This is a genomic window from Hydrogenophaga sp. 2FB (assembly GCF_005503365.1).
Taxonomy (GTDB): Bacteria; Pseudomonadota; Gammaproteobacteria; order Burkholderiales; family Burkholderiaceae_C; genus Hydrogenophaga.
In genome coordinates, this window is the sequence record NZ_SCML01000008.1 from 92,652 (window position 1) to 114,246 (window position 21,595).

At 67.7% G+C, this 21,595-nt stretch carries 20 protein-coding genes; 3 read left to right on the plus strand and 17 right to left on the minus strand.

Annotated elements, in window-relative coordinates; genetic code table 11:
• Position 1: 1 nt before the first annotated feature.
• From FFS09_RS07125 to FFS09_RS07165, 9 genes are all read right to left on the minus strand, one after another.
• The gene (locus FFS09_RS07125) at positions 2 to 1,234 is read right to left on the minus strand and encodes an ABC transporter substrate-binding protein (RefSeq protein WP_252374270.1); all 1,233 of its coding nucleotides are present in this window, start codon (positions 1,232 to 1,234) and stop codon (positions 2 to 4) included.
• 50 nt (positions 1,235 to 1,284) lie between these two features.
• Positions 1,285 to 3,606, minus strand: a complete 2,322-nt coding sequence (locus FFS09_RS07130; protein WP_137918169.1) for an acyl-CoA dehydrogenase family protein — start codon at positions 3,604 to 3,606, stop codon at positions 1,285 to 1,287.
• A 39-nt stretch (positions 3,607 to 3,645) separates the two neighbouring features.
• A complete protein-coding gene (locus tag FFS09_RS07135) occupies positions 3,646 to 5,307 on the minus strand; it encodes a 3-(methylthio)propionyl-CoA ligase (RefSeq protein ID WP_137918170.1) in 1,662 nt (553 codons plus the stop codon).
• Between the two features lie 23 nt (positions 5,308 to 5,330).
• Complete coding sequence (locus FFS09_RS07140) at positions 5,331 to 6,095, minus strand: SDR family NAD(P)-dependent oxidoreductase (RefSeq protein ID WP_137918171.1); 765 nt, start codon at positions 6,093 to 6,095, stop codon at positions 5,331 to 5,333.
• 4 nt (positions 6,096 to 6,099) lie between these two features.
• Complete coding sequence (locus tag FFS09_RS07145) at positions 6,100 to 7,089, minus strand: Bug family tripartite tricarboxylate transporter substrate binding protein (RefSeq protein ID WP_212745066.1); 990 nt, start codon at positions 7,087 to 7,089, stop codon at positions 6,100 to 6,102.
• An 81-nt stretch (positions 7,090 to 7,170) separates the two neighbouring features.
• A complete protein-coding gene (locus tag FFS09_RS07150; RefSeq protein ID WP_137918173.1) occupies positions 7,171 to 7,872 on the minus strand; it encodes a TetR/AcrR family transcriptional regulator in 702 nt (233 codons plus the stop codon).
• A 32-nt stretch (positions 7,873 to 7,904) separates the two neighbouring features.
• Complete coding sequence (locus tag FFS09_RS07155) at positions 7,905 to 8,678, minus strand: enoyl-CoA hydratase/isomerase family protein (protein WP_137918215.1); 774 nt, start codon at positions 8,676 to 8,678, stop codon at positions 7,905 to 7,907.
• Entirely contained in the window at positions 8,678 to 10,798 is a 2,121-nt protein-coding gene (locus tag FFS09_RS07160) for an acetate--CoA ligase family protein (protein WP_137918174.1), read from the minus strand. Before FFS09_RS07160 ends, FFS09_RS07155 begins: the two co-directional genes overlap by 1 nt.
• A 13-nt stretch (positions 10,799 to 10,811) precedes the next feature.
• On the minus strand, positions 10,812 to 11,570 hold the full coding sequence (locus FFS09_RS07165; RefSeq protein ID WP_137918175.1) for an SDR family NAD(P)-dependent oxidoreductase: 759 nt from the start codon (positions 11,568 to 11,570) through the stop codon (positions 10,812 to 10,814).
• Positions 11,571 to 11,654: 84 nt separating this feature from the next.
• Between FFS09_RS07165 and FFS09_RS07170 the strand changes: the two genes are divergently transcribed.
• A complete protein-coding gene (locus FFS09_RS07170; protein ID WP_137918176.1) occupies positions 11,655 to 12,206 on the plus strand; it encodes a nuclear transport factor 2 family protein in 552 nt (183 codons plus the stop codon).
• On the opposite strand, the gene FFS09_RS07175 is transcribed toward FFS09_RS07170, so the two are convergent.
• The 8 genes from FFS09_RS07175 to FFS09_RS07210 form a co-directional block, all read right to left on the minus strand.
• Complete coding sequence (locus FFS09_RS07175; protein ID WP_171019901.1) at positions 12,203 to 12,820, minus strand: TetR/AcrR family transcriptional regulator; 618 nt, start codon at positions 12,818 to 12,820, stop codon at positions 12,203 to 12,205. The genes FFS09_RS07170 and FFS09_RS07175 overlap by 4 nt on opposite strands.
• Positions 12,821 to 12,901: 81 nt before the next feature.
• On the minus strand, positions 12,902 to 13,162 hold the full coding sequence (gene minE, locus FFS09_RS07180; RefSeq protein ID WP_137918178.1) for a cell division topological specificity factor MinE: 261 nt from the start codon (positions 13,160 to 13,162) through the stop codon (positions 12,902 to 12,904).
• Between the two features lie 3 nt (positions 13,163 to 13,165).
• Positions 13,166 to 13,981: a septum site-determining protein MinD gene (minD, locus tag FFS09_RS07185; protein ID WP_137918179.1), complete on the minus strand. Its 816-nt coding sequence runs from the start codon at positions 13,979 to 13,981 to the stop codon at positions 13,166 to 13,168.
• Between the two features lie 43 nt (positions 13,982 to 14,024).
• Entirely contained in the window at positions 14,025 to 14,801 is a 777-nt protein-coding gene (gene minC, locus FFS09_RS07190; RefSeq protein ID WP_137918180.1) for a septum site-determining protein MinC, read from the minus strand.
• 409 nt (positions 14,802 to 15,210) lie between these two features.
• Positions 15,211 to 15,819 carry a Spy/CpxP family protein refolding chaperone gene (locus tag FFS09_RS07195; RefSeq protein ID WP_137918181.1) on the minus strand — a complete coding sequence of 203 codons (609 nt, stop codon included), beginning with the start codon at positions 15,817 to 15,819 and terminating at the stop codon, positions 15,211 to 15,213.
• Positions 15,820 to 16,002: 183 nt separating this feature from the next.
• A complete protein-coding gene (locus tag FFS09_RS07200; protein ID WP_137918182.1) occupies positions 16,003 to 17,667 on the minus strand; it encodes an inverse autotransporter beta domain-containing protein in 1,665 nt (554 codons plus the stop codon).
• Between the two features lie 95 nt (positions 17,668 to 17,762).
• Positions 17,763 to 18,254, minus strand: coding sequence for a Cu(I)-responsive transcriptional regulator (gene cueR / locus FFS09_RS07205; RefSeq protein ID WP_137918183.1), 492 nt, complete (start codon positions 18,252 to 18,254; stop codon positions 17,763 to 17,765).
• A 5-nt stretch (positions 18,255 to 18,259) separates the two neighbouring features.
• On the minus strand, positions 18,260 to 18,457 hold the full coding sequence (locus tag FFS09_RS07210; protein ID WP_137918184.1) for a heavy-metal-associated domain-containing protein: 198 nt from the start codon (positions 18,455 to 18,457) through the stop codon (positions 18,260 to 18,262).
• 140 nt (positions 18,458 to 18,597) lie between these two features.
• Between FFS09_RS07210 and FFS09_RS07215 the strand changes: the two genes are divergently transcribed.
• Positions 18,598 to 20,922: a heavy metal translocating P-type ATPase gene (locus FFS09_RS07215; RefSeq protein WP_502703723.1), complete on the plus strand. Its 2,325-nt coding sequence runs from the start codon at positions 18,598 to 18,600 to the stop codon at positions 20,920 to 20,922.
• A 76-nt stretch (positions 20,923 to 20,998) separates the two neighbouring features.
• On the plus strand, positions 20,999 to 21,595 hold the full coding sequence (locus tag FFS09_RS07220) for a hemerythrin domain-containing protein (RefSeq protein WP_137918185.1): 597 nt from the start codon (positions 20,999 to 21,001) through the stop codon (positions 21,593 to 21,595).

Consider the following 21,595-nt stretch of genomic DNA (forward strand, 5'->3'; position numbering starts at 1 on the left):
CTTACTTCTTGACGAAGTCGCAGCCGCCTTCGGACAGCGGACGGAAGATCTTCTCGCCGGGGATGGCGGCGCCGACGGTATAGAAATCGTTCTTGCCCTTGGACTGCGCGGGGGTCTTCACTTCGACCGGATAGACCGGGCGCATCACCTGGCCGTCTTCGCGGATCTTCACGTCCTTGGACATGAAGTCGTTCACCGGCGTGGCCTTCATCTTCGCCACCACCGCCGGACCGGCATCGGTGCCGGCGGCCTGCGTGCTCTTGAGGTAGTGCGTCACGGCGCTGTAGACACCGGCCATGATGTAGGTCGGCACCACACCGCTGTTGCGGTCCATGAAGCGCTTGCTCCAGGCGCGCGAGGCTTCGTCACGGTCCCAGTAGAAGGGCACGGTGATGTTCAGGCCTTGCGCGGTCTCCAGGCCCATCGCGGCGACGCTGTTGATCGTCATGCCGAACACGCTCACGCTCTGGCCGCCTTTGGTGATGCGGAACTCGGCCGCCTGCTTGAGCGAGTTGGACAGGTCCAGCCCTGCGTTCAGGATCACGATCGCCTTGGCGCCGCTCGACTGCGCCTGCAGCAGGTACGAGGAGAAGTCGGTGGTGCCCAGCGGATGCTTGACCGAACCCACCACCTTGCCGCCCGCCTGCTCGATGAAGCGCGTGGCCTCGGTCTGCAGCGCCGCGCCGAAGGCGTAGTCCACCGTCACGAAGAAGAAGGTCTTCACGCCCTTGTCGATCAGGGTCTGCACGCCGGCCTTGGGCAGCGAGTAGGTGTCGACCAGGAACTGGAAGGCCATCGGCGAGCAGGCCTTGCCGGTGAGGTCGGAGGACACGGTGCCGGCGATCAGGTAGGGCTTCTGCTTCTCGCGCATCAGGGTCTGCACGCCGAGTGCGATCGAGGAGGCCGAGCCGCCGACGATCACGTCCACCTTGTCTGTCTCCAGCCACTTGCGCGCGGCGTTCAGGCCCACGTCGGGCTTGTTCTGGTCGTCGATCGTCAGCAGCTCGACCGGCTTGCCGTTGACCTTGCCGCCGAAGTCCTCGATGGCCATCCGGGCGGCGAGCACGGAGCCGGGTCCGCCGTTGCCGGAGTACGGGCCGCTCAGGTCGCCCATGATGCCGATGCGCACCATGTCGTCCGAGATCTGGGCATGGGCCAGGCCGGTGCCCGCGGCCAGTCCGGCCATGGCGAGCACGGCACGCAGGGCCGCGAGGGAGTGTCGAACGTTCTTCATGGCTTTGTCTCCAGTGCTGTCGTTGGGGGGAGGGGGATGGGCGGGGGGTATCAGGTGCGGCCCGAAGGCAGCGCCAGAATCTGCTTGGCGAGGATGTTGCGTTGGATCTCGTTCGATCCGCCGAAGATGGCGGGCATGCGCGAGTCGAGGTACTGGTTCATCACGTCGGCCGCGATGCCATCGATCACCACGTCGTCGATCTGGCCGCCGTGGTCGCCGGCGAGCTGCACGAGTTCGTCCGTGATGCGCTGGTAGGTTTCTGTGCCCCAGACCTTGAGGTAGGACACCTCGGGCCCGAGTTCTTCGCCGCCGCGCAACCGCCCCATGAAAAGTTCGAAGGCGGATTTGAGGTCGCGCACGTCGAGCACGAGCTGCGCGTAGCGGTCGCGGAAATCGCCCTGCGCGAGTGCGTTCGTGGCCTCGGCGAGGCGATCGAGCTGGGCCAGCGCGTATTCGCATTGGCGCGGCGTGCCGAAGAAGATGCGCTCCTCGCGCAGGAAGGAGTTGGCCACGCTCCAGCCGTCGTCGATGCGGCCCACGACGTTGGCGACCGGCACGCGCACGTTGTCGAAAAAGACTTCGCTGAACTCGCCCTCGCCCTTGAGGTTGACGATGGGGCGCACCTTCACGCCCGGCGTCTTGAGGTCGATCAGCAGGAAGGTGATGCCACGCTGCTTGGCGCCCTCGGCCTTGCTGGTGCGCACCAGCGCGAACATCCAGTCCGCGCCCGGGCCCAGCGTGGTCCAGGTCTTCTGGCCGTTGACCACGAGGAACTCGCCATCGCGCTCGGCGCGCGTGCGCAGGCTGGCCAGGTCGGAGCCCGCGTTGGGCTCGGAATAGCCCTGGCACCACATGATCTCGCCGCTCAGCACGCGTGGCAGGTGGTAGTTGATCTGCTCGGGCGAGCCGTGCATGAGCAGCAGTTTGCCGATGGCCAGGCCGTGGTCGGGGATGCGCGCGCAGCCGTGGCGCGCGATCTCTTCGGCGTAGATCACCTGCTTGCTCGCCGACAGGCCCATGCCGCCAGCGCTCTTGGGCCAGGAGGGTGCGAGCCAGCCTTTCTTCGACAGCGCCTGGTACCAGTCGGCGATGTCGGCGTAGTAGGCGCGCTTCTTCATGAAGCGCTTCTCGGGTGGGTAGTTGGCGGCAATCCAGGTCGCCATCGCGCGGCGGAATTCCTCATCGGACAGCTCGGCCACGTCCAGGTCATCGGCCACCACGAGGGGCGAGTTGTCGGACTGCCCCACGCGGCCGGTCTTCATCAGTTCGTCCAGGAACTGGCCGCGTTGCCAGAGCGGGTTGCCGAGCCAGGCCGACAGCGCCAACGCACGCTTGAGGCACAGGCCGATGTCCGTTTCGTCGGCGATGCCCATGCCGCCGTGCAGGTGGATGGCGCTCTTGCCGACCAGCAGCGCCGTGGCGCCGGCGCGTGCGCGCGCCGCGCGCAGCGACGGCATGCGCATGGCATCGTCGACCGGGCGTGCCCAGTCGAGCAAGGCGTTTTCGGCCGAGGCGCGCGACAGCTGGCATTGCATCCACATGTCGACCATGCGGTGCTGCAGCGCCTGGAACGAGGCGATGGGCTTGCCGAACTGGACACGCTGCGAGGTGTAGGCCACCGTGGCGTCCAGTGCGCGTTCGGCCACCCCCACGAGTTCGAATGCGCTGGCCAGGCGGGCCAGCTCGATCGCCTGTGCGACCGCGTCGCGCACGGCCGGTCCGCTCGCGAGCAGGGCATCGGCCGGCAGCGTGAGACCCGCGACATCCACCTCGCCGAAGTTCAGTCCATCGATGGTGCGGGTCGTGCGGACCGTGGTGGGCTGCGCGATCCAGAACAACACCGGCTTGCCATCGTCCAGTGCGTAGACCAGGAAACCGTCGGCGGCATCGGCCAGGGGCACGAAGCACTTGACCGCGCCTTGCAGTTGCCAGCCCTCACCCTGGCGCACGGCACGCATCCGGACGTCGTCGATGGACAGCTCGCCGGCCGCTTCCTGCCAGGCCAGCGCGGCCAGCGTCTGGCCGGAAAGCACCTGCTCGAGCAGCGCACGCGCGGACGCCGAGTGCTCGGCCATCGGCACGAGCGCCTGCACCACCATCAGGCCGCAGGCCACGTAGGGCTCCGGTGCCAGGCCGCGGCCGAGTTCGCTGGCGATCAGCATCGCCTCGGCCACGCCAAGACCATGTCCACCGAGGGATTCGGGCACCAGCACGCCGCTCCAGCCGGCCTCGGCCATGGCCTGCCAGATGCTTCGGTCAAAAGGAATGGCCTGGTCGCGCAGGCGCCTGGCCCGCGCGGGCGCCGGGTACCGCTCATGGAAGGCCTGCACGCTGTCGCGCAGCATCGTCTGGGTTTCGTCGAGATGGGTCATCGGGTGGGGAGCCTTGGTGCTGCGCGGGGTGTCGCGCGCTTATTCGGCGGGGCCGCTGAGGGCCACGTCGGTCGGGAGCTGGTAGGACCGGAACTGCTCGCGCAGCTTGAGCTTCTGCAGCTTGCCGGTGGCGGTATGGGGGAGCGTGTCCACGAAGACCACGTCGTCGGGCATCCACCACTTGACGACCTTGTCCGCCATGAAGGCCAGGATGTCTTCGCGCGTGGGCTGCGTGCCCGCCTTGGGCACGATCACGAGCAGCGGGCGCTCCTGCCAGCGCTGGTGGGCCACGCCGATCACGGCGGCCTCCTGCACGTCGGGATGGCCCACGGCCGCATTCTCGAGGTCGATGGACGAGATCCATTCGCCACCGGACTTGATGACGTCCTTGGAGCGGTCGGTGATCTGCACGAAGCCGTCGGCGTCGAGCGTGGCCACGTCGCCGGTGGGGAACCAGCCCGCGGCATCGGTCGCGTCGCCGTCGGCGCGGTAGTAGCCCGACGCCACCCAGGGCCCGCGCGCCTTCAGGTCGCCGAAGGCCTTGCCGTCGTGCGGCAGCGGCTGGCCGTCTTCGCCAAAGATCTCGATTTCCACGCCGTAGATCGCGCGGCCCTGCTTGGCCTGCACGTCGTAGCGCTGCGGCAGCGCCAGATCGCGGTGTTTGTCGAGCAGCGTGCCGATGGTCGCGAGCGGGCTGGTCTCGGACATGCCCCAGGCATGGATCACGTAGGCGCCGAGCAACTCTTCGAACTTCTGGATCATGGCGCGCGGCGCCGCCGAACCGCCGACGATCAAGCGCTTGAGCACGATCTCCGACAAGTCGAGCGACGCGCGGTGGCGCTCGATGTAATCGAACAGGCCCAGCCACACCGTGGGCACGCCGAGCGAGAAATTGCAGCGTTCCTCGCGCAGCAGGCGGTAGATGTTTTCGCCCGACAGGTGCGGCCCGGGCAGCACCAGCTTGGCGCCGCACATCGCACCCGCATAGGGCACGCCCCAGGCATTGACGTGAAAGAGCGGCACCACCAGCAGCACGCTGTCGCGCGCGGAAATGGCCAGGCCGTCGGCCGCGCAGGCGGTGAAGGAATGCAGCACCGTCGAACGGTGGCTGTACAGCACGCCCTTGGGGTTCCCGGTGGTGCCCGAGGTGTAGCAGAGCGACGAGGCGGTGTTCTCGTCGAACACCGGCCAGTCGAAATCGGGCGAAGCGTCGGCCAGCAGGTCTTCGTAGCAGAGCAGGTTGGGCAATGCCACGTCCGGCATCTGCGCACGCTCGCAGAGCGCGACGAAACCCTTCACCCGGCCCAGTTGCGGCGCGAGCTCGGCCAGCGTCGCGGCGAAGCTGGTGTCGAAGAAGACATAGCCGTCCTCGGCGTGGTTGACGATGTAGGCGATCTGCTCCGCAAAGAGCCGCGGATTGACGGTGTGCAGGATGGCCTGCATGCCCGACACGCCGAAGTACAACTCCAGGTGGCGGTGCGTGTTCCAGGCCAGCGTGGCGACCCGGTCTCCCGCGCCGACACCCAGGCGCGTCAGGGCATGGGCCAGGCGCTTGGCGCGCTGCTGCACATTGCGCCAGTTGCTGCGGTGGGTGCTGCCGTCCACCAGGTGGCTGACGATTTCGCGCTCGCCGTGGTACGCGGCGGCGTGGTCGATGAGTCCGGAGAGCAGCAGGGGATGCTGTTGCATCAGGCCGTTCATGGGTGTCCTTTGTCCGATCCGGTTCAGTGGTAGCTGCGCCCGCCGTCCACCGCCAGCACGATGCCGGTGACGAACGAGGATTCCGCGCTGCTCAGGTAGAGCGCGGCCAGCGCAATCTCGTGGGGTTCGCCGATGCGGCCGAGCGCGTAACGCGGGCCGACCTCGACGCGCAGCACCTCGGGGCTGTAGCCGCCGCGCACCATGGGCGTGTCGACCGCGCCGGGGCAGACGGTGTTGACGCGCACCTGCGGCGCCCACTCCATCGCGAGCGAGCGGGTGAGCGAGATCACGCCGGCCTTGGAGGCGGCGTAGGCGCTGCGCTGTTTGAACGGCGTCAGGCCCTGGCCCGACGCGAAGTTGACGATGGTGCCGCCGCCAGCCCCGCGCAGGTGCGGCAGGCAGGCGCGGCAGACGATGAAGCTGCCGGTGAGGTTCACCTCCAGCACGCGCGTCCAGTCCGCCAGGCTCACCTGGTCGGCCCAGTCGGTGTTGGCGATGCCGGCGGCGTTGACGAGGCCGTCGATGCCGCCGAAGGCGTTGGCGGCCTCGTCCACCGCGCGCGCCACGGCGTCGGGATCGGTCACGTCGGCTTCGAGGCAGAGCGCCTCGCCGGGCAGGCCGGTCGGCCGCTGCCGGTCCAGCGCCGCGACGCGGGCGCCGGCGCGCAGGAAGACCTCGGCCACCGAGCGGCCGATGCCGGAGGCCGCACCGGTGACGAGGATGCGCCGGCCATCGAGGCGGCCCTCGACCTTCAGGTCGTCCGGCGCCAGGGGTGCGTGTGCGTCCATGGTGTCAGTCCGCCTTGATGTGTTTGTCGCGGATCACCGGGCCCCAGCGTTCCGCCTCCACCTTCAGGTAGGCGGCGAATTCGGCCTGGCTCAAAAGCAGCGGCTCGACGCCCGCGCGATCGATGGCCTCGCGCATGTCCGGCGTGTCCAGCACGGCGCGGATGTCGCTGTACAGCCGGCTCTGGATCGGCTTGGGCGTGCCCTCGGGCACCAGCACGCCGAACCAGCTGCCGGTGGCGAAGTTGGCCAGTTCGGGCACGCCCGATTGCGCAATCGGCTTGAGATCGGGCGCCAGCGCCGACGGCTTGAGCGCGCTGATGCCCAGCGCCTTGAGCTTGCCGGCCTTGACGAAGGACAACGCGGCCTTCGAATCGAACATGGCCTGCACCTGGCCGCCGATCAGATCGTTCAGACCAGGCCCGTTGCCGCGGTAAGGCACGTGGACGATGTTGACGCCGATCAGCGAAGCGAAAAGTTCGGCCCCGATGTGGGGGCTCGAGCCGTTGCCCGACGACGCGAAGCTGAAGGGCTTGCCCGAGGTCTTGAGGTACTTCACCAGCGAGGGCACGTCGTCGGCCGGCACCGAGGGATGCACGAACAGGATGGCCGGCGCGACCGCGATCATCGCCAGCGGCTCCAGCGCGCTCGGCTTGTAGGGCAGGTTCGCCACCATGAACGGGTTGGTGGTGAAGCCGAAGCTGGTCACCAGCAGGGTGCGGCCGTCCGCCGGCGCGCGGGCCGCGGCCGTCGTGCCGATGACGGTGCCGCCGCCGGCGCGGTTGTCCACCACCACCGGCTGGCCCCAGCGCTCGGCCAGGCGCTGGCCCAGGGCGCGGGCCAGGTTGTCGGTGAGGCCGCCCGCGGCGTAGGGCACGATCAGCGTGGTCGGGCCACCGGGAAATGGCCCGTGCTGGGCCGACGGCGCGGTTTGCGCCAGGGCCGGTGAGGGCGACAGTGCGCTGAACGCGGCCCATGCGGCGGCGGCCCCGAGCACGGTGGCGGCTCTGCGGGTAAATTGACCTGCCGACCGGTCAGTGACAAAGGCGTGAAAAATGGTGTGCATGTTTTTCCTGGGTCAGAGGGTCGTGGGGACGGCCGCGCGGCGGCCCGTGGTCGTGCGCGGCTTGGCGCCCGCCGCCGCGGGACGCGCGTCGACGAGCAGGCCGTTCAGGGCCATGTCGAGGAACTGCTGCATCACCTCGGTGACGCCCAGGCGGCCATCGGGCCGGTGCCAGTTCGTCATCTGGTTCAGGCCGGAGAGCAGGAAGCGGCCCGCGATGGCGGGGTCGATGGCGCGCACGTCGCCGCTGGCGATGCCGTCGGCGATGCACTGCCGCAACAGGTTTTCGTACCGATCGCGCAGCGCGATCGCGGCCAGGTGCTGGCCGCCTCTGGCGCCTTCGCGGAAAGCGCGGGAACCGGCGATCCACCGGTCGCGCGCCAGATCAAACACGTCGGCCGAGGACTGCATGAAGGCGCGGATGCGCGCCGTCGGCGAATCCGCCGCGGCCACGGCGGCGGAGACCTCGTCCACCAGGGACTGCATCGACTCCAGCACCACCCGCTCGTACAGCGCCTCCTTGTTCGGGAAGTAGTAGTACAGCGCGGCCTTGGTGATGTCCGAGGCTTCGGCGATGTCCCGCATCGAGGTGCGCTCGTAGCCCTCGCGCGCGAACAGACGGCGCGCGGTGGCCAGCAGCTGGTTCTCGCGCGTGTCCGGCGCACCGGGCGCCACCGCGGGAGCGGGGCGCGAAGAAGGGATCCGGCGTGGGGACATGGTGGTGCGTGTGGAGGGTGAATGTGTTCGACTCAGCGTCCGGTGAAGACCGGTTTGCGCTTTTCGAAGAAGGCGCGCTGCGCTTCCTTGGTGTCTTCGGTCTTCGACAGCGCCACGGTGTTGCCCTGCTCGTAGCGGTAGGCGTCGCGCGGCGGCATCGTCAGCGTCATGCGGGCGGCTTCCTTGGCCAGGCGCACGGCAATCGGGCTCTTGGAGGCGATCTCGCGCGCGATGCCCATGGCATAGGGCATCAGCTCGGCGGCCGGCACGCAGGCTTCGATCAGACCGAGGCGGTACAGCTCCTGCGCCGACACCTGCATGCCGGTGTAGAACATGCGGCGCGCGCGCGACTGGCTGAAGAACTTCTGCAGAAAAGTCACGCCGCCGGCCAGGCCGACGTTGATCTCGGGCATGGAGACATAGGCGTCCTCCGAAGCGACCCAGATGTCCGATCCCATCACCAGGCCGAAGCCCGCGCCGAGCGCGGCGCCGTTGATGGCGGCGATCACGGGCTTGGAACATTCGACCACCGCGTAGTACGACTCGCGCACCAGCCGGTTGTGCCGGCCATAGGCGCCCGGCGTGGCCGCCAGGTTGGGCCGCTCGCGGATGTCGGCGCCGGCGGAGAACACCTTGCCGGCGCCGGTGAGCACGATGGCGGCGACGTCGTCCATGTCGCTGAGCGTGTCGAACACCCGCGTGATCTCGTCGCGCATCTCGGCGTTCTGCGCATTGACCGGCGGGCGGTTCAGCGTGACGACGGCGACGCCGTCTTCGATCGTCAGGAGGAGTGTGTTGAGGTCCATCATGTGTGTGCTCTCTGGCTGGGGTTGACGGGGGCCGGGCGTGTGGAGATCAGGGCATCCAGGCACACCGCTCCCCGGGGGTTGACGACAAAGGGGTTGATGTCGATGCCGGCCAGGTGGTCGGCATGGCGCACCGCGAATTCGGAGAGGCGGCTGAGCGCATCGGCCAGGGCCTGTGTGTCGTAGGCCGGCCCGCCGCGCCAGCCCTTGAGCAGGGCCGACGAGCGCACCGCGTCGACCAGCGACATCGCCTGCGTGGGCGTGAGCGGCGCGGAGGCGAAGGCCACGTCCTTGAACAGCTCCACCGCGGTGCCGCCCAGGCCGAACATGACCATCGGGCCGAACACCGCGTCCATGTGGATACCGATGATGGTCTCCACGCCGCCGCGCACCATCGGCGCGATCAGCACGCCATCGATGCGGGCCTGCGGCGCGCGCTCGGCGGCGCTGGACATCAGCGTGTCGTAGGCGGCGGACACGGCGGCGGCATCCGGCAGGTTGACGAGCACGCCACCGACCTCGGTCTTGTGCGGGATGTCAGCGGAAACAATTTTCGCGACCACCGGATAGCCCATGCCGTCCGCGGCGCGCGCCGCCGATTCGGCACTGGTGCAGGTCTGTTCGGGCAGCACGGGAATGCCGGCCGCGCCGAGCAGCGCCTTGGCCTCGGCCTCCGTCGCGGCCGGCGGCAGCGGTTGTGAGCCGCTGGCGACGGCGACATCGCCGCGCATCTCGCGCCGCAGCCTCGCCATGCGCGCCGCACCGGCGACCGCGCGCACCGCGCGCGACGGGTCGGCGAACACCGCCACGCCCGCGGCCTCGAGCCGCTCGGTCACGCCCTGCTCGGACAGCATCACCAGCACCAGGGGCCGGTCCGGATGCGCCGCGCGCAGTTCGATCATGCGTTGCTCGGTCGACGCGAAACGCGACGGCGACAGACCCACGTGGGCGAGGTAGGCGAACAGGCTGCCGAAGGGCGAACCGGGCAGCAGCATCGCGTCGAGCACGCGTGCCACGCCGTCGGGCACCGAAGTCACCTGCGCGGTGGTGTCGTAGGGATTGGCCGGCACCGCGAAGGGCAGCAGTGCGCGCAGCGCGTCGGCCGAGGCGGTGGTGAGCGGCGGCAGCGCCATGCCCAGGTCGGACGCGTCGTCCGCCATCAGAATGCCGATGCCGCCCGAGCCGGTCATGATGCCGATGCGCTCGTTCGCCGGCAGTTGGCCGGTGACGGCGCACAGGTGCGCGATGTCGAGCATCTCTTCGATGGATGACGCGCGGTGCGCGCCGCACTCGGCAAACACGGCGTCGTAGATCGCGTCGTTGCCGGCCAGCGAGCCGGTGTGTGTCGCGGCCGCGGCCGCGCCGACTTCCGTGCGGCCGATCTTCATGATGACCACCGGCTTGCCGGCGGCAGCGGCCTTGCGCAGCGCGGCGCGCAGTCGCGTGCCGTCCTTGCAGGCTTCCAGCGCAGCGCAGATCACGCGTGTGTCGGCGTCGTCGGCCAGGTAATCAATGCATTCGGCCACATCCACGTCGGCTTCGTTACCGGTCGCGATCACGCGGCTCAACCCGATGCCACGCAAGGTCGCCATGCCGTACGCGGCCGAACCGAAGGCGCCGCTCTGCGTGGCCATGCCGATCACGCCCGGCTTGGGCCGCAGGCCATTGAGCGCGGTGGAGAAGGTGGCGTAGAACTTCGCCGACGGATTGAGCAGCCCCAGCGCGTTCGGGCCGACCATGCGCATGCCCGCCTCGCGGCAGATGCGCACCAGCCGCGCCTGCAGTTCGGCTCCCGCGGCATCGGCCTCGGCGAACCCCGCGGTGAACACCTGCACCACCTTCACATCTTTGCGGGCGCAGTCCTGCAGCGCGGCCTCGACGCCGGCCACGGGCACCGCGACGATGGCGTGGTCCACCGGGCCGGGCACATCGGCCAAGCTCGCAAAGGCGGGCAGGCCCTGGATCTCGGCGGCGCCGCTGCGGTTGATGGGGTACATCGCACCGGCAAAACCGGCCTCGACCAGAAAACGCAGCGGCCGACCGCCAATGCGCTCGGGGTCGGACGACGCGCCGATGATGGCCACCGACGACGGGAAGAAGAGGGGATGGAGCGAATGCATGGGAAGTGGGTGCTCAGAGGAATGCGTGCGTCACACCGCCGTCGATCAACATCGATTCGCCGCTCATGAAGCCGCTCTCGTCGCCGGCCAGGAACACGGCGGCGTTCGCGATGTCTTCGACCTGGCCCAGGCGGCCGACGGGCGTGCGCGCGATGCGCTTGGCCATGCCGGCTTCGTCCACGTTGATGCTCACGCCCTCGGTCATGATGGTGCCCGGCGCAATGGCGTTGACGCGGATCTTCTTCGGACCGAGTTCGACCGCGGAAGCGCGGGTGAGACCCAGCACGCCGGCCTTGACGCCGCAATAGAGCATGCCGTTGGGCATGCCGAGAAAGCCGGCGGCCGACGCGATGTTGATGATGGAACCGCCGCGGCCTTTTGCCATCAGGCCCGCGGCGACCTGTGTGCCCCACACCACCGAATTGAAACCGGTGCCCACCATGCGACCGAGCACCTCGGGCGTGATCGCGTCGATCGGGCCGTAGCGCACCCAGATGGCGTTGTTGACCAGCACGTCGAGCCGGCCGAACTGGCGCTCGAGGGTGTCGACCGCGGATTCGAAGGTGGCGCGTTCGGCCACGTTGCCGGCGCAGGCCACGGCCTGCCCGCCCTGGTCGCGGATCGCCTGCGCGGCGCGCTCGGCGTTCTCGGCCTTGATGTCGAGCACTGCGACGATCGCGCCTTCGGCGGCGAAACGTTCGCAGATTGCGCGCCCGATGCCTTGTGCGCCACCGGTGACCAGGGCAACTTTTCCGTCCATCCGCAATGCCATGCTTGTCTTTCGTGCTGTGTTCGCAGAAAATTCTACCGGCCGGTTAGTAAGTACGCTAGCCTCCACAGACTAGGAGATACCCTTATGAACACCCCCGACATGGCCCGACACGTGGGCGAGCTGATGGACCGCGAAGCGATCCGCGAATGCATGTTTCGCTATTGCCGTGGCATCGACCGCCAGGACGAGGCGGCCCTGCGCAGCGCCTACTGGCCGGACGCCACCGACCGCCACGGGCCTTACCAGGGCAGCGCCTCGGGCTTCATCGACTGGGCTCTGGAGAAGCTGCGCACCCAGGGCGAACGCTCGGTGCACAACATCGCCAACCTGTCGATCACGCTACGGGGCACGCAGGCGGCGGTGGAGACCTACTTCATGGCGCTGCAGCGCGACCGCGATGCGCAAGGCGTGGTGCGCGAGGTGTTCCTGGCCGGTCGCTACGTCGATCGCTTCGAGAAGCGCGGTGACGAGTGGCGCATCGCGCAGCGCACGGTGGTGTACGACTGGTTGCGGCACCTGGGCACGCCCGAGGGGACGGAGGCGGAACGCTTTGGTCCGCGGCAGCCGATCGGTGGGGTGAACGGCAACGATCCGATCCATGCGCTGCTGGCGGCGATGGACCGAGCGGATGGCTAAGCCCCGGGTGTCTTCATCCCGATCAGGATGATGTCCAGGTATTGCTCGATCACCTGCCTTGGCTTCAACCGACCATTGAGCTTGATCCACCGCGTCATCTGATTGAGCGTCGACAGCAGCAGGCGCCCCGCCACCGCCGGCTCCACGTCGCGAAACTCGCCCGAGGCAACGCCTCGGGCAATGCAGGCGCGCAGCAGCTGCTCGAACTGGTCGCGGCGGCTGACCGCGGCCGCGCGCACCTGCGGACCCATGCCGGACCAGAAGACTTGCGACCCGGCGAGCCATGCGTCGGGCGCTTCGGCGAAGACGTCCGCCGCGGTGAGCATGAAAGCGCGCACCTGATCGATCGCGCTGTCCGTCGGTTTGATGGCGTCGCTGACGCGGTCGATCAAGGCCTGGAGGTTGTCGACGAGGATCTGCTCGAACAGCGCTTCCTTGTTGGGGAAGTGGTAGTAGAGCGCGGCCTTGGTGATGTTGGCTTCTTCCGCGATGTCGCGCAGCGAGGTGCCGGCGTAGCCATGCGCGGCGAAGAGGCGGGACGCGATCTCGATCAGCTGGGTCGGGCGGTCTTCAACCGCGGCGCCACCGCTGGCTTTCGTCTTTGCTGCTCTCACGCTTGCCATCCATACCCATCGTTGAGGGCCCTGAATATACTGCAGCGCCCCTAGGACGGCAGGGCCTTGCGGCCCGCCCGCTTACTTGCGATCGGGCAGTTCGATCTTCACTTCGAGCACGTCCAGGTTGTCCTGGCGGTCGAGCTGGACCTTGATGTCGTCCGGGTTGATCTTGATGTACTTGCTGATCACCGCCACCAGTTCGCGCTGCAGCGACGGCAGGTAGTCGGGCTCGGACGCGCTGCGCCCGCTGCGCTCGTGCGCCAGGATGATCTGCAGCCGCTCCTTGGCGACGCTGGCGGTTTTTTTCTTTTCGCCGAGCAGGAATGAGAGCAGGGACATGCCTTACTTCCCCCCGAACAGGCGTTTGAAGAAGCCTGCTTTTTCGGCGTCGATGAAACGCATGGGTTTCTCCGCGCCCAGGAAGCGGTCGATCACGTCGCTGTAGGCCTCGGCCACGTCGGTGCCCTTGAGGTGGATCGCCGGCGTGCCCTGGTTGGACGCGGTCAACACATTTTCGCTTTCCGGAATCACACCGATCAGCTTGATGCGCAGGATGTCCTGGATGTCTTCCAGCGAGAGCATCTGCCCTTCGGCCACGCGGCCCGGGTTGTAGCGCGTGATCAGCAGGTGTTCCTTGATCGGGTCCTTGCCGTCGATGGCGCGCTGCGTCTTGCTGCCGAGCATGCCCAGGATGCGGTCGGAATCGCGCACGCTGGAGACTTCGGGGTTGGTCACGATGAGCGCTTCATCGGCGTAGTGCATGGCCATGAGCGCACCGGTCTCGATGCCGGCAGGCGAGTCGCAGACGATGTACTCGAAACCCATGGCGGCCAGATCGGTCAGCACCTTGTGCACGCCTTCCTGGCTCAGCGCGTCCTTGTCGCGCGTCTGGCTGGCGGCCAGCACGAACAGGTTGTCGCACTGCTTGTCCTTGATGAGCGCCTGGTTGAGGTTGGCTTCACCCTGGATCACGTTGATCAGGTCGTACACCACGCGGCGCTCGCAACCCATGATCAGGTCCAGGTTGCGCAGGCCGACGTCAAAGTCGATCACGGCGGTCTTGTGGCCGCGCAGGGCCAGGCCGGACGCGAAGCTGGCGCTGGTGGTGGTCTTGCCCACCCCGCCTTTGCCGGAGGTGACGACAACGATTTTGGTCATGGTGGTAGGTCCTTCTGTTCGAAAAATGAAGCAGCTGTCGGGCTCAAGCGCCCAGGGCGTCGATCACGAGCTTGTCGTCGCCCTCGGGCCCGGGCAACAGGCGCACCTGAGCAGCCTTGCCCAGCACCGACTCGGGCAGGGGAACTTCGCTGGTGCGGTAGATACCGGCAATGGAAATGAGCTCGGGCGCCATCGAGAGCGCAAAAATGCGCGCTTCGCTGTTGCCGCGCGCGCCGGCAATGGCCTTGCCGCGCAGGGGTGCGTACACATGGATGTGGCCATCCGCGATGACCTCGGCGCCGGGGTTGACCATCGCCATCACGACCAGATCGCGGCCGCGCGCATACACCTGCTGGCCCGAGCGCAAGGGTTTGTCGATCACCAGTGCGCCGGCGGGGGCGATGGGCGCGGGCTCGGGTTGCGCCACAGGCGCGGCGGGAAAGGGTTCGACCAGTGGCGCGGCCGGGGGCGCGCGCTGCACCGACGCATCGGGTGCGTGCGTGAGGCCGGCCGCCAGGGCCATCGCCGTTTGTTCGATCGTGCCGCCGCGCACCGCCAAGGGCACCAACCGGTACTGGCGCAACAGGGTCTGCAAGGCGCCGAAGTCGGGCATCGCGCTGGCCTCGGCCACGTTCAGGGGGTGCAGGTCGATCACGACCGGGTCGTTGTCGAAGAAATCCGGCATGTCGCCGAAACGCTGCGCCATTTCCTGGCTCAGGCGCTCCAGGTTGGACGACTTGAGCATCAGCGCCACCAGCGGCAGGTAGGCGCTCTTGATTTCAAAGGTGCTCGGTGCGGTTCCTGCGAGGGCGACAGACATGGGCGAAAACGGGTCCAAAAACAGGCCAGCGGCAGGAACGCGGGCTGGGCCGGGCTGGCTGTGAAGCGGCGCATCTTAACAGCCGCCCCAGGTTGCTAGAGCAAGCGGCCGTGCGCAGGTGTCAACGCATGTTTCAGCGCTTTGGAGCCCTTGTTTTGCACAACACTGTGTATAACTTTTTAACAAACATATGGTTATCCACAGAACCATGGGCGAAACGGGTTTTGTCCCCATTCGCGAACGCCAGCAACAGCCCGCTTCACACAGGCTTCCGAGTGACGCAAGTCCTTGGTGTGCAAAGAAAAAGGGCGCTTGTCCACACGGAACAGCGCCCTCTACTACTACTGCTATTTTGTATTAAGACTATTTATAGAGAAGTCAGGGACAACTTTTCTCGGTGCTGGCAGGGTCAGACGGTGCCGCCGTGGTGGCGCTGGTGGTGGTGTTTTCCGCCATGGTCACCGCGCATGCCCGTGCGCTGAAAGCCCGACAGGTGTTTCGCGTCGAAAACCTTTTGTTGTTCGGCGTCCAGCGCGGCGTAGAAGCTGCGGATGGCGTCGGTGCGTTGGGCGAAAGCCGCGTCGCGTTGGGTTTTCAGGGCCTGCACCTTGTCCAGGCGCTGCGGCGTGGTCAGCCTGGACCAGTCTTCGCGGGCGCCTTGGGGGGCAGGGCGCGCCTGCGGCTGCGTGCGGGCCACGAAGGCGTTCCAGGCCGGTTCCTGTTCGGGCTTGAGCTTGAGCTCGGCTTTCAAAACGGCCTGGCGTTCGGCCATCTTCTGTTGCATGTGGGCCATGCGCTCGGCGCGTTTCTGGTCGCGTTGTTCGGGTGTGAGGCGCCCGGGCTTTGGCGCAGGCTTGGGGGCGGCGGTGTCGGCCTGGGCGACAACGGTGACCGTGGGGGCCACACCCGCCGACGCGGGTTGCGGCACGGAGGCCTGCACCAGCGCGGTGGCGGAAACGCCGACCAGGGCGGTGGCCAGCGTGGCGGCGAGCAGGGCGCGTTTCGGAAGCTTTGTCATGGAAACTCCTGGTGACACTGTTGAGGATGAACCTCCACAGCGACGAGGCGTCGGGCTGCGGAGTGGTTTCAGTGTCCGGCGCGCGTGTTTCCGCCCCGTGCCCTCAACGTGCCGGCTTTGTAAAGTTTCGTGTTGCTTCTTGCAGCAAATGTGCAAGCTGGCGCGGCACTCGGCGCCAGGGCATCACGGCCCGCAGCTCGCGGCGTTGGTGAACCCGACCTGGCCACCCGAACCCGCACCGGCGACGCTGCAGATGCCATTCAGGATGGTGTTGCCGTTCGAGCCGGGCAGGATGTTGGCGTTGTTCAAGCCGACAGCGCGGCTGTTGGCGCCACCACCACCGCCCGTGGCGCTCATGGTGTTGCCGCTGACCGTGGCACTGGAGTTCACCACGTTGATGCCGAGAGCGATGCCAGTCCCGGTGGCCGTGAGCTGGTTGCCCGTCACCGTGATGCTGCTGGAGCCGTTGGTGATGAGAATGGCTTGCGCGCTGCCGCCAACATGGTTCTCGGTCACGCTCAGTGCGTTGTTGCGGATGGTCGCGTTGCTCACGCCGTTCACGAAAACCGCAAAGGGATTGGGCACGCCACCACCGGTGGAGACGTTGCTGACGGTCATGCCCGTCAAGGTGCTGTTGTTGCCCATGTGCACCGCGCCGTTGTTGCCCGCCACGGCGCCGGTGATGGTGGCGCCGGGTGCGGTGAGCGAGGCCGTGACACCGCTCGGTGTGCGCACGACGAGCGAACCGGTGCCCATGAGGGTCTGGCCCGGCTGCAGCTGGGTGATCGCGCTGGTGTTGAACGAACCCGTGAGGAGCACCGTGCTGTTGGCGCCCGCGGCGGCCACCGCACCGGGCAGGGCCACGCCCGTGGTCGAGTCGCTCGAGATCACCGTGAGGTTTTGTCCATTGGCCAGCTGTGTCGCCGTTTCGACCGTCGACGCACTGGTTTTGACCTGGGTGACGATGTCGACGTCGCGTACCACGGGCGTGGTCATGCGCCGTTCCTGTGCGTTGAGACGCCGGCCTTCCGGGCGCGCGCCCAAGGGGATCCGCAGGCGCAGGCTGACGAAGTGCTGGCTGCCGCGAGCGGCGTCGTGCTGCAGTTCGGCGCCCAGGGTCATCTGTGCGCCTCGCCACAGTTGCGGCAGCTCGGCGACCGCGTATTCGGCGCGCACCCGCACGCCGGACACCTTGGCCAGGCTGTCGGAAAAACGGTAGCTGCCCAGGTAGAGGCGCCATTGCCGGTGGTCGTCCGCGCCGAACACAGGCACGCGCCAACCCGCCTCCAGATCGTGGCCAGGGAGTGCGCGCTCTTGCAGCATCGATGACGTCACCTGAACGGTGGTGCCGGACAGTGTGGCGGTGGCGGGGCCGGAAGCCAGGTCGCGGACCCGGTTGCCCTGCGGGTTGTAGACGTTGGCGCGCAGATCCCAGTCGCGCCCGAGTGCTTCCAGGCCCAGGGTGGTCTGTTTGAAGCGGCTGCCCGACGGGGTGCGGCGGCGGTCCAGGTGGACGAAGGCGCCCAGGTTCCAGCCGCTGTCGAGCATGCGGCGAACGCCGAGACCGACGTTGCCTTCGTGGCTGTTGCCTTCCGCGATGCGGCCTCTCAAATTGCCGAAGAACAGCGTGTTCGGGCCCTGCGCCAGTGGCACAAACAGGTCCATTTCACCCAGGCTGCGCTTGTTGCCGGGCTTGGCTTCGAGGTCGATGTGGGCGCCCCACTTGGGCGTTGCAGCGCCGGTGTCGCTGGCCGGTTGTCCCTGGGCATGGGCGGTGTGGGCCAGCGAGCCCAGCAAGATGACCAGAAGGGTCGAAGGTGTGCTGGTCCGCTTGTGTGAAGGCGTCATGGGTGCTTTCCGGTGGGGCTGCCGGAGCGCAACGACTGCGCCGCACGAAACGGCAAGCGGTTTCTTGCAAACGGTGAAAAGTGTACCTGCAGGTATCAGTGGAGCCCTTGCTCGGCGGCACCCGGCTGGCCCAGGTCGTCCAGGATGGGACAGTCGGGCCGGTCGTCGCCCGGGCACAGGTGCAGCAACTGGCCCAGGGTGCGCTGCATGGCCTGCAACGCTTCGATGCGCTGGGCCAGTTCGTCCAGGTGCTTCTGCGTGATGCGCTTGACGGTCGCGCTGCTGCGCCGGCGGTTGTGCCACAGGCTCACCAGCTCGGTGATGGCGTCCAGACCGAAGCCCATGTCGCGCGCGCGGCGGATGAAGCGCAGGGTGTGCACGTCGGCCAGGCTGTACTGGCGGTAGTTGCTGTCGGTGCGGGGCACGGCGGCGAGCAGGCCCAGGGTTTCGTAGTGGCGCAGCATCTTGGGCGAAATGCCGCTGAGCTGCGCCGCCTTGCCGATGCTGACGGGCCAGCGGATCAGCGCGTCAGCGGGGTCTTGTTCGTCCGTGTGCGCCAGCGTGCGCAAGAGGCGGTCGCTCGGCATGGTGCTCAGGCCGCGACGGCGTAGCCTTCTTCGCGGATCGCCTCGGCCAGGGCTTCGCGCGTCTGCGCCGTGTCCACCTCGACGCGGTTCTGGCTGCGGTCGATGGTGACTTTGGCCTGGGGATCGAGCAGCTTGATGGCGGTGGTGACGGATTTTTCGCAATGGCCGCAGGTCATGCCCTGGACGTCGAAGACTTGTTTCATGGTGATGTCCTTCGTGTGTGGATGGAATATGCAGCCATTGTGATCCTTGACATGGTGTCAAGGTCAAGCCGATCGGGCGATCGTCACAGTTCGCAACATGCGCTTGACCTTCCCATGGTGGTAAAGCTTATGCTGACCGCATGAACACGATCACCGCCACCACCGACACCGGCGCGTCCTTCCCCACCTACCCACCGACCCGGATCGACCTGGGCATTGGCGGCATGACCTGCGCCTCGTGCGTGACGCGCGTGGAGAAGGCGCTGCGCAAACAACAGGGTGTGAGCGATGCCACCGTGAACCTGGCCACCGAGTCCGCGCGCGTGACCTTGATCGGTGTGGACGAGGCCGAGTCACTGGCGCGCATCAAGCGCGCGGTGCGCGACGCGGGCTACGAGCCACGCACGCTGGAAGCGATGGACGAGGCCGACAGCGAACGCGTGATGGGTGTGCCGCGCGACCTGTTGCCGGTGTTGATCGGTGTGGTGTTGTCGGCACCGCTCGTGCTGCCGATGGTGGGTGACCTGTTCGGTCGGCACTGGATGCTGCCCGCGTGGATCCAGTTCCTGCTGGCCACGCCCGTGCAGTTCGTGCTGGGCGCGCGCTTCTACCGCGCGGGCTGGCACGCGCTCAAGGCGCGCACCGGCAACATGGAGTTGCTGGTGGCCATCGGCACCACGGCGGGATGGGCGCTGTCGACCTGGCTGTGGTGGCGCGCCGACGCCGGCGAGGTGCCGCACCTGTACTACGAGGCCTCGGCCGTGGTGATCACGCTGGTGTTGCTGGGCAAGTGGCTCGAGGCGCGCGCCAAGCGCCAGACCACGACCGCCATCCGCGCCCTGCACGCGCTGCGACCCGAGCGCGCGCACTTGTTGCCCGATGGTGTGCGCCGCACCGAGTTGGCCGATGTGGCTGTCGATGAGTTGTTGCCAGACGATGTGATCCGCGTATTGCCCGGCGAGCGTTTCGCGGCCGATGGCACCGTGGTGCAGGGCAGTACACAGGCCGACGAATCCATGCTCACCGGCGAAGCCATGCCAGTGCCCAAGACCGTGGGCGATGGCGTGACCGGTGGCTCGCTCAATGGCGAAGGCGCGGTGGATGTGCGCGTGCGCGCGATCGGTGCGCAAAGCGTGTTGGCGCACATCATTGGCCTGGTGCAGGACGCGCAGGCCGGCAAGGCGCCTCTGCAACGCATGGTGGACCAGGTGGCCGCGGTGTTCGTGCCGGTGGTGTTGGGCATTGCGCTGATCACGCTGCTCGGCTGGTTGTGGACCGGCGCGCCGACGGAAGAAGCCTTGCTGCACGCGGTGGCGGTGCTGGTGATCGCGTGTCCTTGTGCGTTGGGCCTGGCCACGCCCGCGGCCATCATGGCCGGCACCGGTGTGGCCGCGAAGCACGGCATCCTGATCAAGGACGCCGAGGCGCTGGAGATCGCGCACAAGGTCGATACCGTGGCCTTCGACAAGACCGGCACGCTCACCGAAGGCCATCCGCGCCTGCTGGTGATCGAAGCCGCCGAGGGCGTGGACGAAATGGCGGTGCTGCAGGTGGCCGCGGCCTTGCAGGCGCAGAGCGCGCACCCGCTGGCACGCGCGGTGGTGGAAGCGGCTGCATCGCGCGGTATCGAAGTCTCGGCCGACGCCGCGACCGATGTGCAGTCGGTGTCCGGCCGCGGCAGCCAGGGCCACGTGAAGGGCGCGCTGTTGGCACTGGGCAGCCTGCGCTGGATGGACGAACTCGGCGCGCAACTCGGCCCCCTGGAAGAACGGGCGAAAGCCTTGCAGGCCGAAGGTGCCACGGTGTCGGTGCTGGCGAACCAGACACCGGGCAACACGGCGGCTGCGCCCACCTGGTCACCACTCGCATTGCTCGCTTTTGGCGACGAACCCAAGGCCGATGCGGCCCAGGCGCTGGCAGGCCTGCGCGCGCAGGGCATGCGCCTGTTCATGGTGTCGGGCGACAACCAGGGTGCGGCATTGGCGATGGCGCAGCGCCTGGGCCTGCACGCCGAGCGCGATGAAGTGATCGCCGAGGTGTTGCCGGGCGACAAGGCGGCGGTGGTGCGCCGTTTGCGCGGTGCGCCCGTGGGCGAGCGCACGCACACGGTGGCCATGGTGGGCGACGGCGTGAACGATGCGCCCGCGTTGGCCGCGGCCGATGTGGGCATGGCCATGAGCCACAGCCAGGGCGCCAGCGCCGACGTGGCGATGCACGCGGCGGGCATCACGCTCATGCGCGGCGACCCGATGCTCGTAGCGGCCGCGCTGGACATCTCGCGCCGCACGGTGAGCAAGATCCGGCAGAACCTGTTCTGGGCCTTTGCCTACAACGTGGCCGGCATTCCCCTGGCCGCGCTCGGTTTCCTGAGCCCGGTGGTGGCCGGTGCGGCGATGGCGCTCAGTTCGGTGAGCGTGGTGAGCAACGCGCTGCTGCTCAAGCGCTGGAAGCCGCCGCAGCGTTGAACCCACGCGTTTCTTGACGCACATCAAAATGTGATGCGCGCGTTGGCGTCATGCTCCGATCCATTCGGAGACATCCATGACACACCTTGCCCTGCGCGTCATCCGCGACGAACACGCCAGCCTGAGCGCGATGCTGCACTCGCTCATCCAGATGGTGCGGATGGGCCCCGACATGAACAGCCAGAACGGCAGCGAGCGCTACTTTGACTCGGTGCGGGCCATGTTGTTCTACATCGACGTCTTCCCCGAAAAGCAGCACCACCCCAAGGAATCGAACCTGCTGTTTCCGCGCCTGGCGCGGCTGGCGCCGCAGGTGATGCCGACCATTCAGCAACTCGAGCGCGACCACATGACCGGCGAGATGCGCGTGCGCGAACTCATGCACCTGCTGATGGCCTGGGAGTACCTGGGTGAGCTGCACCGCCCGGCGTTCGAGAACGAGGCGACCCGCTACGCGAGCTTTTACCTGGAGCACATGTGGCTGGAGGAAACCGCGTTGTTTCCCGTTGCCGAGCAGGTGTTGACCGAGGACGACTGGCGCACGCTCGACGAGGCGTTTTCGCACAACCGGGACCCGTTGAACCCGCGCATGCCGCGCGACCCGCGGTTCGACCGCCTGTTCACGCGCATCGTGTTGCGCACGCCGCCGCCGCTGGGTGTGGGCGCGACCTGA